The following is an 11,311-nucleotide window of genomic DNA, read 5'->3' as shown; positions in this document are numbered from 1 at the left end:
AAAGAACTACCAACCTTAAAGCAAGACGTAGAAAGCATTTTGCGATCTTTACCGCAATGAAAAATGCTTCTAACTAGATCTCTTCTGGTTGCTGACCTGCGACTACAGGAGCCGTTTTGCTGAGCTTCAGTTCGGGATGTTCTCCTTCCACCTGCTGACAGTTCCACTCATTGCGGAAGAGCAAAACCGGACGACCCCAGCTATCTTTGACCGTAGCAGTGTTGAACAAACGGCCTGCTTTTTCCAGGGCTTCCCAGCCGCCATCTACCCAGCGGGCGACGCTGTAGCCTAGAGGTTCTAGTAGCGTTTCTACGTTGTACTCATTTTTGAGTCGAAACTGCACTACCTCAAATTGCAGTTGCCCCACCGCTGCCAGAATCGGGTCACGTTTGGCTTCGTCGGCAGAGTACATAATCTGAACTGCTCCTTCTTCGCGCAGCTCAGTGACGCCTTTGCGAAACTGCTTAAACTTAGACGGATTAGGATTTTTCAGATAAGCAAAAAGTTCTGGCGAAAAGCAGGGAATGCCGTCATACTCTAGTCGCCTGCCTTGGTAGATAGTGTCGCCAATGGCGAACACCCCCGGATTATTTAGGCCAATCACGTCACCGGGATAAGCTTCTTCTAACGATTGCCGCCCCTGGGCAAACAGCTTTTGCGGGTGAGAAAGGCGTACGGTTTTACCCAGGCGAGCGTGGCTGACCACCATGTCTTTTTCAAACTTGCCAGAACAAACCCGAATAAACGCCACGCGATCGCGGTGTTTGGGATCCATGTTTGCCTGTAGCTTGAAGACAAAGCCCGAAAAATCTTCGTGGGTGGGCGGAATTTCGCCTTCGCTGCTGTTGCGAGGGCTAGGCCGCAGCGCGTAGTCCATAAAAGCTTCTAAAAATAGATGAACGCCAAAGTTCGTCATGGCGCTGCCAAAGAACACAGGCGTCATTTGTCCGGCATGAATTTTTTCCAGGTCTAGCTCTGGGCCTAACTCCTCAATCATTTCCAGTTCTTCTTTGAACTGGTAGTAAAGGTCTTGCTGTAGCAGGTCTTCAATTTGAGGGTCGCTGAGATCTAGCACTGTGTCTTTAGCTTCGCGGCTACCGTGGGCTGTGCGCTCAAACAGATGAAACTGTCGCTTACGCCGATCAAACACACCCCGAAAGCGATCGCCCATGCCAATCGGCCAGTTCACCGCATAGGTTTGTAGCCCCAGCTCTTGCTCAATTTCGTCCATTAGCTCTAGGGGTTCGCGTCCGGGCCGATCCATTTTGTTAAAAAAGGTAAAAATCGGCAGCGATCGCATGCGGCACACTTCAAAGAGCTTGCGCGTTTGCGGTTCTAAGCCTTTAGCGGCATCTTCAAGCATGACGGCGTTGTCTGCCGCCGCCAGGGTGCGATAAGTATCTTCACTAAAGTCTTGGTGACCGGGGGTATCGAGCAAATTTACCTGGCAACCTTGATAGTCAAACTGCAACACAGTTGAGGTAATTGAAATGCCTCGCTGCTGCTCCATTTCCATCCAGTCAGAAGTGGCATGGCGCTGCGCCCGCCGTGCTTTGACGGCTCCGGCTTCGTGAATTGCCCCTCCGTATAGCAACAGTTTCTCAGTTAGGGTTGTTTTACCCGCGTCCGGGTGAGAAATAATGGCAAAATTACGTCGCTGCTCAACCGCAGTTTCAAGGTCAGACTGAGAAACAGAAGTGGAAATCGCCATAGGGTCGTGAAATTAGAGAATCAGCAAACTGGCTAAAGGTTGAGATCTAGGAGATCTCTCCCAAAATTGTAGAGGCTGATCATTGCCTTTGGCAGGTAAAGATAACCGCTCTCGTCAGTAACTTCACCCAACGCGGCGCTGCCTACCTTAGGGTTGATGTGCGATCGCCCGACTTTAATTAACCTAGACACTACTAATAACCGCTTTGCGGTTGACGATTTCTAGGCAGCGCCATGACCCATTCTCACAGCCCCAACAACGACCTCACGCAAGAAACTAACCGAGCAGCTTTAGAGACTGAGGCCGCCGCCGTCGAGCAAGCCCACATTCAGTCCCGTGCTACTGAAGAAGCCGGTTACGTCTATAACCATCCCAAAGACGCTCCCAACCAGCGCGTTGCCGGATTAGCGTTAGGGATTGCTGTAGCGGTAGCGGCTGTGTTGGCCATTGGTTTATTTGTCACTTTCAGCCGCACTGATGAACCCACTACGCCAACCACTGCCCCAGCCCTAGAAGCGCAATAGCCAAGGCCAAAGTTGGCTCACTGAGGCCAAAGGGTCTACCGCTGGCAATCGGTTGGCAGCAAAGTTGCTCGGCTGCTCTAACAAAGTCTGGCTGCATCATTTTGGATTTAAGCAAGATCAGTTTGAGCAAAAATAGCTATCAGGCAAATTGGGGGTTGATGGGTTGGCGGATAAGCATGATTGAATTCAACTTTTGGGTTGAACCGATTTGTTTTGATCAACAAATATCTAAATTCTTTTTGGGTAAGAATTCAACGCTTTTGTTTCTCGTTCATGGCTGTTTTTTGAAGATAGTTAACCATCGTAAACTTTGATTTCAGGCAGCTTTTGGGGCAACTCTTCAAGTTACTATTAAATGGAAGCTCAATAGCTTCCCTGGCAGATTAAAAAGCCGATGTTCACTTTAGTCAAGAGGTACAACATCTGTTAATTACAGATCTGTCTCGTTCCGAACCAACAGCATCCAGCTTGAAAACTGACACTTCCCAGCTTTAGGTAACCGGGAGCAATGCAGTTGACTTCTTCAGGAAAACTGAAGTTTTCAATCAAGGCAACTCCAGATAAGATCAAGCAGCAGGTGGAAGTCACTCAGGTAGCGTTGGGTGCTGTTGTTGTTTTAAAGATTGTTGGTGTAAAGTGTGCGAGGCAGTTAAGGCAGTCGGCTATGGCAATCATTGCCCTTAAGGCTTGGTATCTAGAGCAGTATGAGCCTGCTCGAGAGTTAGAAAAGCGTCCTCATGATTTACGGCTGAGTAAAAACAGTCTGCTAAAGTCAGCTTTGCGAGCTGATTTTTTAGACGACGCTGATGAAGTTAAAAAGTCTGTCTGGTTTCAGCGCTATTTAGAAGGCGATCGCACCGAGTTTTACATTGAGGGCAGTGGCACCTACGCCATCTCAAATATTGATTTGATTAGCCACGAGATTTACTTCGTTAAGCAAGATACTTTAGCCAACCTGGATGCCACTATCTTTTTGTGCTACCAAACCGACTATGCCGAGTCTAGCAATTGGCTAAGGGATACTGTGCAATCAACCTTAGAAAAACTCAATCGGCGATCGCGAATTGAAATCACCCTAGAAGAATCGCACCGTTTGAGCGAAGGGGCTATTCGGCTCAACAGCACTTTAATGCGTAAGATCCGCCGCAGCTTACTATTTATTGCAGACGGCACCCCAATCGCTCAGCTTGAAAGCAGCCCGACACAGATGCTGCCTAGCCCTAAGGTTTGCGTTGAGGTGGGCTATGCCCTGCAATGCAAACGCACAGAGCAAATTTTGCTGGCACAGATGGAACGAAGCGACATGGCGGGACAATTTCCCTTTGAGTTACCGGGACACAATCGAGTGGTTTTTGCAACCAAATCAGATCTCAACAAAACCTTACCCAAGCTGATAGAAACGCAGTTACAGCGCTTCAACTTGTTGAGCTAATCTGCCTGATGATGCAGAACTTGGCGCTTCCGGTTGAGATTGGTCAATACACTATTCCACCTGGTAAAAAACAGCAGCTCGATTTACCCGTTGCTCGTTTACCAACTCAAACCCAACTCAGTCTACCAATTACCGTCATCAACGGCGCTCAGCCTGGGCCAAGGCTCTGGCTGAGTGCTGCAATTCACGGGGACGAAATTAATGGAGTTGAGATTATTCGCCAGGTGCTAACTCAGCTTCAGCCCAAGCGTTTACGCGGTAGCCTGATTGCGGTGCCCATTGTCAACGTTTTTGGTTTTATTGAGCAGTCTCGTTACTTGCCCGATCGCCGCGATCTCAATCGCTCTTTTCCGGGTTCTCCTAGAGGTTCGCTAGCGGCTCGATTAGCCCACCTGTTTATGCACGAAGTCGTCAGGCGCTGCACCCATGGTATCGATCTGCATACGGCTTCTCATCATCGCAGCAACTGGCCTCAAATTCGAGCCAACTTAGCCGATCCGGAAACCTATCGCTGTGCCAAAGCGTTTAATGCGCCGTTGATGATTCAGTCTTCTATGCGTGACGGTTCGCTACGACAAGCTGCTGCTCAACGCGGCATCCCGGTACTGCTGTATGAAGCTGGGGAAGCTTTGCGGTTTGACCCAGAAGCGATTCAAATTGGCGTTGAGGGTATTTTGCGAGTAATGGCTATTTTAGAAATGCTTTCTAGGGAAACGGTCGTTAGCCCAAAACCGTCTATTGAAGTGAAAGAAACTCAGTGGGCGAGAGCTTCTCGCAGCGGCATTTTGCACATGCAGGTAGCGCTGGGCGAAGTTGTTCAAAAGCGGCAACCTTTAGGGCTAATTCTGGATGCTTTTGGCAACAAAAGTGCCAAAATTCAGTCGCCCTGCCAGGGAATGGTGATTGGTTGTACTCGCAATCCTTTAGTGAATCAAGGCGATGCTATTCTGCACATTGCTAAGTTCTCCAACTTGCAACGGGCAACCGCTTAGTCGGGATATCTGGCTGTTTCAGCTTGGGTGACTTCTAAATTGTTGGCCTGGACAATTGGAATTTCGATGTGGAACTGGGTACCTTCTCCGGCGGCAGAATAGCAGTCAAGGTGACCCTGATGACGTTCGACAATTATTTGATGACTGATAGAAAGTCCTAGTCCGGTTCCTTTGCCAATAGGTTTGGTGGTAAAGAAAGGATTGAAGATTTTTTGTCGCAACGTTTCGGGAATGCCGAGGCCGTTATCGCTAATGTCGATAGACACTTTTTGACCGTCTACTAGCCCTGTGCGAATACAAATGCATGGCCCTTGCTCAGCGGCTTGTTCATCTTCTGAGTCTAAAGCTGTTGGCTGCCAATGTCCCTTAGCGATCGCGTCTTCAAGCGCATCAATGGCATTACTCAAGATGTTCATAAACACCTGATTGAGCTGACTGGGAAAGCATTCGACAATCGGCAAATCGCCGTATTCTCGGCTTACGGTAATTCCCCGGCGCTCTGAAGTTGGCTTCAGACGGTGCTGTAGGATGACGATGGTGCTTTCGATGCCTTCGTGAATATCGACTGATTTGACTACGGCTTCGTCTAGGCGCGAAAAGTTTCTGAGAGACAAGACAATTTGGCGAATGCGATTTGTGCCAATCTTGAGCGATTGCAGAATTTTGGCAATGTCTTCAGTTAAAAACGGTAGGTCAATCTCGTCGATTTTTTCTTCAACGTCGGCGGTGGGTTCAGGATACTGCTGCTGATAAAAGTCAATCAGTTCTAACAGGTCTTGGGTGTATTGTTCAAGATGATTGACGTTGCCATAAATGAAGTTAACGGGGTTGTTAATTTCATGTGCTAACCCAGCAATGAGCTGTCCGAGGCTGGACATCTTTTCGGTTTGAATGAGCTGGGCTTGTGTGTGTTTGAGTTCTTGAATTGCAGCTTGCAGGGCACAGGCTTGCGCTTGCGCTTCAGCGGCATTTTCCTTAGCTTTTTGGTACAACGCCGCTTGACGAATGGCAACGCCAAGCTGCCCTGCAAGATATTTGAGTAACTCAATTTCGGTTTCTTGCCAGTCACGCGGCGCTTGACACTGATGCACAATCAGCAAGCCCCACAGCACATCTTCTGTGTGAATCGGCACAACTAGGTTGGCCTGAACCTGAAAGCGATGTAAAAACTCAACGTGACAGGCTTGTAAGTTTGAGCTTTGTACATCTTTTAGCACCAAAACGCGCCCTTGCCGATAACGCTCAGCCAAGGCTTCGGGAAAACAGCGATCGGGTTCAACCGCTCCCAAAGTAGACCCCCAGGGGCTGGCTACAGATTCAACCAAAACAGTCCCCTGCCAGTTTTCATTGAACTGGTAGATTAAGGCGCGATCGCTGTCTAAGGTTTTGCGAACTTCCTGGACGGCTGTTTGCAAAATCGTTTCTAGCTTGAGGGACTGGCGAATTTGGCTGGCTAGGCGATTTTGTAATTCTTCTCGCTGGGCTAGCTGGCGGTACTTGGCTTCTGACTGCTTGAGCAAATCTTCAGCCCGTTTGCGATCGGTAATGTCTTCGATAGTGCCTAAAAGACCGATCACCTTACCCGTTGCATCGTGAAGCGGCAATTTATTTACTTCGCGCCAGGTCAGTCTATTGTCGGCCTGTAACTGCGACTGCTTGATGCTAAGCATGGCAATGTCAGATTCCATCACCTGGCGATCGCACTCTAAATACCAGCTTTTTTGCTCTTCAGTCCAAGGTAAATCTTCGTCGGTCAGGCCAATTACCGCTTCTGGATCTTGAATGCCAGCCATTTCGGCCCATCTGCGATTGCAGCCCAAATAAACCGAGTTGCGATCTTTCCAAAAAATGTATTGAGGAATATTGTCTAAAACCAGTTGCAATAGTTCGGCACTGCGACGAATGTTAGCTGCTTGCTTACGATCATTGAGGGATAACCGTCTGGTTAATGGCTCAGCCCCTTTGGCTATACGGGTTCCGGGACTATCGAGATCAGGCATTTCAATGCCGATCAAAGCCTTCGCTGTCGATAACTTTTCTAAAAAGGGCGAAGCTTGGTAATGGGTCACCTCTCGGCCATGACTGAAAACTTGAACCACTTCTCCATCAGCATTCAGGATAGGCGTATAGGCGACATCATATAGCCTAGGCCCTGCAGCGGTCGCAAACATATGAATCACCCTTAGGTGTTCTTTGGTTCGCTGTACCTGAGTGACTTCTGTCTGAATTTGCTGCAGCACCAGCCGATCTGCGGTGGGTACACTCTGGCTGAGTGACAGCGGCGATTGGCCTATCAGCATTTGGGTATGAAGACCTAGTAGGGCTATAGCCGCTGGATTGACAGCTACATAACAGCCTTGTGCGTCGTATTCGCAAATCAGATCAGCGGTAGCTGCTGCAAAAAGCGCCAGAGAATTGGCCTCAACATTAGGCTCATTCAAGCGGTGCATGCTTGTCATGAACAAGATGGGAGATATAAATATTCCTTAACAGTATGCCCGATTGGCTGAGGAAGTCATCTGGCTAAACTGCTAAATATCATAAATTTATCTCACAAAAATAGAGAATTTGGCTGATTGACAAAAGTCTTTCTTTGTGAAACACTCTCTATCTTTAGCTTAGATTGATGATAGACCAGCGCTTTCAACCGCTAGCCTGCCATTTGAGTCTTGTTGTGGCTGTATTTCCTAGCGCTGAGAGACTCAACTTGCTAAAAGCCGCTACAGACAAGCTTTGCTGCTGCCATCTGCTGTTTGCCTTTAGCTATAGGCGAAGCAGGTTATGGCAATCTGTTTTGCTCGTCGGCTAAACCAGCAAAGCAGATCTAAGCAAAGCTTGCCGCTGCAGGAGCGTAGATCAACCAAACAAGGTTAATCTAATCGCTCATGGCATCTAGAACCTCTTCTTCGATTGCTGGCGGTACCAAAGCCACCGCTGCGATCGCATCGTCTCCATCGAGCCGTTGCACCTGTACCCCGGTTGCCATCCGAGACTGAATAGAAATGGCGTCTACAGCCTGACGAATGATAATGCCACGGCTGGTAACAATGAGCATTTCGTCTTCTTCATTGACAATGCGCAAAGCTACCAGGTGATCTTGGTCTTTGCGGAACTTGATAGCCCGTAAGCCCATACCCGCTCGATTTTGCAGTCGGAACTTAGAAACTGGCACCCGCTTGCCCAAGCCACCGCCAGTCACGACCAAAACCCAAGGCCCTGCCTGGTTGCTAGAATCAAATTCCAGTTCTTCAGCTTCTTCGTCACTTTCAATTTCGTTGGCTTGCGCTACTTTAGCCACTACCTGAGCAGGGAGAATGTCCATGCTGATGGGTTCATCTCCCTCTTTCAGCGACATTGCCCGTACGCCACGGGTAGGCCGTCCTAGCGGTCGCAGTTGGGTTTGATCAGCTTGGAAATGAATCGTCATCCCCTGGCGTGAGCCAATCAATATGCTGTCACTTTCTTTGGCTAGCCGCACCCAACGCAACTGATCGCCTTCTTCTAGAGAAACGGCAATTAGGCCATTGGCTCGAATATTGCTGAAAGCAGAAAGAACCGTTTTTTTGACGTAGCCGCCCTGGGTCAGCATGACTAGGTAGTCATCATCTGTAAACTCAGAAACCGCTAGAACAGAGGTAATTTTTTCATCTCGCGGGATGGGCAGCATTTGCACGACGGGAATGCCCCGAGCGGTACGCGAACCGACCGGAATTTGATAGGCCGCCACTGAGTAAGCCACACCGCGATCGCTAAAAAAGAGGACGTTGTCGTGAGTGCAGCAGGTAATAAAGTGCTCGATCACGTCGTCTTCTTTCATGCGGGTGCCCGACTTACCTCGAGTCGCTCGACTTTGCGCTTCAAAGGTGTCTACAGGCATCCGCTTGATGTAACCCTGCTCAGTCAGCAAAATCAAAACCTGCTCGTTGGCAATCAGGGAGATATCGGTGAGTTCTCCTTCGGCTTGCTCAATGATGGTTCGGCGTGGATTGTTATGGGTGGTGTGGAGCTGACCTAACTCGGTTTCAATGATGTCTAAAATGCGTTCTCGCCGTGCCAGGATGTCTTGCAGGTCAGCAATTTTCTCTTGCAGCGCTTCGTGTTCTTGCTGAATTTTTTCAGCTTCTAGCGCGGTTAACCGACGCAACTGCATTTGCAAAATAGCGTCAGCTTGATTGCTCGACAAGCCATAAGATTCGATCAGTTCTTGTTTGGCGATGGGGGCATCAGCGGCATGGCGAATTAGGCTAATAATGGCGTCTAAGTTTTCCAGGGCGATGAGGTAGCCCTGCAAAATGTGGTCACGTTCTTCGGCTTTGCGTAGCTCAAACTGCGTCCGGCGGGTAATTGTTTCAATGCGGAAGTCTAAAAAGACTTCTAGCATTTGCTTTAGACCGAGTAGTTGAGGCTCTCCATTGACCAGCGCCAGCATGTTAACGCCAAAGTTGTTTTGCAGCGGCGTTTGCTTGTAAAGATTGTTCAGGACGACACGGGGATAAGCATCGCGCTTTAGCTCGATGACGATTCGCATACCATCGCGATCGCTCTCATCTCGAATATCAGAAATGCCGTCAATGCGCCGCTCATTTACCATGTCGGCGATCTTTTCGATCAGCGCTGCTTTGTTTGTTTGGTAAGGCAGTTCGGTGACAATGATGGCTTCGCGATCGGGGCGACCGCGATGCTCCAGCGTTTCGATGGTGGCGACTCCGCGCATGGTAACGGAGCCTCTTCCGGTTGTATAGGCTTCGTAGATGCCGTTGGTGCCTAAAATTTGCCCACCCGTCGGGAAATCTGGCCCTGGGATATAGCTCATGAGCTGAGCGTTGGTAATCTCTGGGTTGCGGATCAGAGCAATTACGCCGTCGATTAACTCACCTAAGTTGTGAGGAGGAATGTTGGTGGCCATGCCTACCGCAATCCCTGACGAGCCATTGAGCAAAAGCTGAGGGATGCGGGCTGGTAGAACGATGGGTTCTTGCTGAGAACCGTCAAAATTGTCGATAAAATCAACGGTTTCAGATTCGATGTCTTGCAGCAGGGCGTTGCTGGTGAGAGACTGCAATCGACATTCGGTATATCGCATGGCTGCAGGCGGGTCGTTGTCCACCGAGCCAAAGTTACCGTGGCCGTTAATCAACGGCGATCGCATAGAGAAATCCTGAGCCATGCGCACTAGGGCGTCATAAACCGCCGTATCTCCGTGGGGATGATACTTACCGAGCACTTCCCCCACCACACGGGCGCACTTACGGAAGGGGCGATCTGCCGTTAGCCCTAGCTCATGCATGGCATACAAAATACGGCGATGCACGGGCTTGAGACCGTCTCTGGCATCGGGCAAAGCTCGGCCTACGATAACGCTCATGGCGTATTCTAAGTAAGACCGAGACATCTCATTGCGCAGATCTGTGGGGACGATCCGCTCTTGAGGGGTGCTCATACAGTAAAAAACTCCAAAATCTCAAGCATTCAGCAGCTAAACGTCGATTTTTGGCGATAATGCGATTTAGTCGCTGAATATTTGCAAATATTTCGTTGCTGCGTATAATATTCTATCACATTTATCCCCGCTGCGATGGGGAAGCCAGTGGGTGAGCTAGGGTAGGAGTAGGACGTTTAAGCGTCTGATTGATTTAGTCTGAACCCTTGGCAATGAAAGCTTTTCCTGTTATTTACTCAGACCAATTTTTATCGCACGATACGGGCAGCTACCACCCCGAAAATGCAGGGCGGTTAACCGCCGTGACGGCAGCCCTCAAGCAGGCGAGCTGGTCGGCGCAACTCGACTGGCGATCGCCTAGCGATCGGCAAGATACGACAGACTGGGTAGAGCGCATGCACAACCCGCGCTATGTAGCCGCGCTTAAACAGCTTTGTGCAGCGGGTGGTGGACATTTAGATGGCGATACAGTGGTGTCTGCCCGCAGCTATGAGGTAGCGCTGCTGGCGGTGAGCGCTTGGCTAGATGGGGTGGATCAGGTCATGCAGACGGGGCGACCTGCCTTTGCCCTGGTGCGTCCGCCCGGACACCATGCGGTGCGCGATCGCGGTATGGGGTTTTGCCTTTTTGCTAACGCGGCGATCGCGGCTCATTATGGGCTAACGCTGCCTGCCGTGCAGCGAGTCGCTATTCTTGACTGGGATGTGCATCACGGCAACGGCACGCAGGCGCTAGTCGAGGCTAATCCTGACATTTTTTATGCCTCTTTTCACCAGTCGCCTTGCTACCCCGGTACGGGCAGATCGCAAGAAACGGGTTTGCACAACAACGTTTTGAATGTGCCGATGGCAGCGGGCAGTACGCTGTCAGACTATCAGCCGCTTTTTGAGCAGCAGGTTATACCAGCGTTGCAAACCTTTCAGCCTGATTTGCTGATTGTGAGTGCTGGCTACGACGCTAACCAGGCCGATCCGCTGGCTAATATTTCGCTGCGTCCGGCTGATTATGGCGTGTTTACCCAGTATTGCCTGAACGTGACGCCCCGCATTTTGTTTGGCTTGGAAGGAGGCTATGACTATGCCGCTCTGAGCGAATCAATTTTGATGACCATTGAGCCTTGCCTGTCGCCAAGTCCCGCTGCGGCGGGCTAAGGCTGGCTAAACCCAGGCAGAAAAGACGACTCGCTAACACCTGAGTTTAGGCAAACAAAAC

At 49.9% G+C, this 11,311-nt stretch carries 7 protein-coding genes; 4 read left to right on the top strand and 3 right to left on the bottom strand.

All coding sequences use genetic code 11. The annotated features are described in order from the left end of the window. Positions 1-73: 73 nt before the first annotated feature. On the bottom strand, positions 74-1,711 hold the full coding sequence (prfC, locus tag ACTS3T_RS06645) for a peptide chain release factor 3 (protein WP_377961116.1): 1,638 nt from the start codon (positions 1,709-1,711) through the stop codon (positions 74-76). Between the two features lie 233 nt (positions 1,712-1,944). Here prfC and ACTS3T_RS06640 point away from each other — a divergent pair, with 233 nt between their 5' ends. The 3 genes from ACTS3T_RS06640 (at position 1,945) to ACTS3T_RS06630 (ending at position 4,659) form a co-directional block, all read left to right on the top strand. Continuing rightward, a complete protein-coding gene (locus ACTS3T_RS06640; protein WP_377961118.1) occupies positions 1,945-2,235 on the top strand; it encodes a hypothetical protein in 291 nt (96 codons plus the stop codon). A gap of 664 nt (positions 2,236-2,899) precedes the next feature. After that, positions 2,900-3,667, top strand: coding sequence for a hypothetical protein (locus ACTS3T_RS06635; RefSeq protein ID WP_377961121.1), 768 nt, complete (start codon positions 2,900-2,902; stop codon positions 3,665-3,667). A gap of 8 nt (positions 3,668-3,675) precedes the next feature. After that, a complete protein-coding gene (locus tag ACTS3T_RS06630; protein WP_377961124.1) occupies positions 3,676-4,659 on the top strand; it encodes a succinylglutamate desuccinylase/aspartoacylase family protein in 984 nt (327 codons plus the stop codon). Here the strand turns inward: ACTS3T_RS06630 and ACTS3T_RS06625 are convergent. Together ACTS3T_RS06625 and gyrA are read right to left on the bottom strand one after the other, a co-directional pair. After that, the gene (locus ACTS3T_RS06625; protein ID WP_377961126.1) at positions 4,656-7,118 is read right to left on the bottom strand and encodes a PAS domain-containing protein; all 2,463 of its coding nucleotides are present in this window, start codon (positions 7,116-7,118) and stop codon (positions 4,656-4,658) included. The genes ACTS3T_RS06630 and ACTS3T_RS06625 overlap by 4 nt on opposite strands. A 416-nt stretch (positions 7,119-7,534) precedes the next feature. After that, positions 7,535-10,099: a DNA topoisomerase (ATP-hydrolyzing) subunit A gene (gene gyrA, locus ACTS3T_RS06620; RefSeq protein WP_377961129.1), complete on the bottom strand. Its 2,565-nt coding sequence runs from the start codon at positions 10,097-10,099 to the stop codon at positions 7,535-7,537. 212 nt (positions 10,100-10,311) lie between these two features. Here gyrA and ACTS3T_RS06615 point away from each other — a divergent pair, with 212 nt between their 5' ends. After that, positions 10,312-11,250: a histone deacetylase family protein gene (locus ACTS3T_RS06615; RefSeq protein WP_377961131.1), complete on the top strand. Its 939-nt coding sequence runs from the start codon at positions 10,312-10,314 to the stop codon at positions 11,248-11,250. The last annotated feature ends 61 nt before the right edge of the window (positions 11,251-11,311 follow it).

This window comes from Almyronema sp., from assembly GCF_052168255.1.
GTDB lineage: Bacteria > Cyanobacteriota > Cyanobacteriia > Phormidesmidales > Phormidesmidaceae > Sphaerothrix > Sphaerothrix epifaneia.
The sequence above is the reverse complement of the archived record's forward strand: the minus strand, read 5'-3'. Positions and strand labels throughout refer to the sequence as shown.